Below are 1,277 nucleotides of genomic sequence, written 5' to 3'. Positions count from 1 at the left end.
CCGTCTACGTGGCGGGCGCGGAGAACGACGGCTCGTTCGGCCCCGAGCAGTACGCGCTGCTCGAGCAGACGCTCACCGAGGCCGGCGTCCGGCACACGCTGGAGACCTACCCGGCCGCCCACGGCTTCGCGGTGCCGGACAACCCGACCCACGACGACACGGCGGAGGAGCGGCACTGGGCCGCGCTGGCCGACCTCTACCGGGCCGCGCTGGCCTGAGGCCCTGTTGACCACCCCTCGGGGAGATCACCAGGCCTCCACGCAGGATTTTTCTTGATCAAAGCTGCGTGAGGGCCTGTTGATCACCGCTGAAGGGGTGGGGTGGTGGGGGTGGGGCTCAGGGGAGGTCGGGGGCGGGGAAGGGGCGGCGCTCGTCGAGCTTCAGGGAGAGCTTTCCGGCGGCGCGCCAGGCTCTCGCGGTGAGGTCCCGGTCCTCGTCGGTGACGAGGTTGCCCATGACCCGCAGGGCCACGCGCATCAGGGCCGTGGAGCGCATGCCGACCGGGCCCGCCAGCGGGAGCAGGCGGGGGAGGGTGAGGAGGCCTGCCAGCCTGCGGGCGATCGAGAAGGCCTGGCCGTAGTGCTCGCGCAGCGTGGCGGGCCAGGCGCGGTCCAGGTCCTTCTCGCCCGCGAGGAGCTCGGCGACGAGCCTGCCCGTCTCCAGCCCGTAGTCGATGCCCTCGCCGTTGAGCGGGTTGACGCACCCCGCCGCGTCCCCGACGAGTGCCCAGTTGGGCCCGGCCACGCCGGACACCGCCCCACCCATCGGGAGCAGCGCCGACCGCACGAGCCGGACCTCGCCCGAGAGCCGCCAGTCCTCCCGGCGCAGGTTCGTGTAGTGCTCGATGAGCGAGCGCAGCTGCACGTTCGCGGGCCGCTTCTCGGTGGCCAGGGTCCCGACCCCGATGTTGACCTCGCCCGTGTGCAGCGGGAACACCCAGCCGTAGCCCGCGAGCACCTCGTCCGAGGTGCCGCGCAGCTCCAGGTGCGAGGAGATCCACGGGTCGTCGTGGCGCTCGGACCGGATGTACCCGCGCGCCGCGACGCCGTAGGCCGTGTCCTGGTGCCAGACCCGGCCGAGCACCCGGCCCAGCGTGGACCGGGCGCCGTCGGCGACGACGAGGCGTTGGCAGGCGATGGTGCGGCCGTCGGCGAAGGTGACGCCGGAGACGCGCTCGCCGTCCCGCTCGACGGCCACCGCCTTGCCGACCACCCCGACGGCCCCGGACTCGAGCGCCACCTCGCGGATCCGGTCGTCGAGCTCGGTGCGAGCCACCG

Annotated in this window: 2 protein-coding genes; one reads left to right on the top strand and one right to left on the bottom strand. The window is 73.7% G+C overall.

What is annotated here, in order from left to right; all coding sequences use genetic code 11:
• A partial coding sequence (locus tag H5J29_RS33140) for a dienelactone hydrolase family protein (protein WP_181784825.1) occupies positions 1–218 on the top strand: 218 nt, incomplete at its 5' end.
• Positions 219–336: 118 nt separating this feature from the next.
• Here the strand turns inward: H5J29_RS33140 and H5J29_RS33135 are convergent.
• On the bottom strand, positions 337–1,277 hold a 941-nt coding region (locus tag H5J29_RS33135; RefSeq protein ID WP_181784824.1), incomplete at its 5' end, for a lycopene cyclase family protein.

This window comes from Pseudonocardia pini, assembly GCF_013870575.1.
Taxonomy (GTDB): Bacteria; Actinomycetota; Actinomycetes; order Mycobacteriales; family Pseudonocardiaceae; genus Pseudonocardia; species Pseudonocardia pini.
Note: the sequence above shows the minus strand (reverse complement) of the source record. Positions and strands in the feature narration are given on the sequence as shown.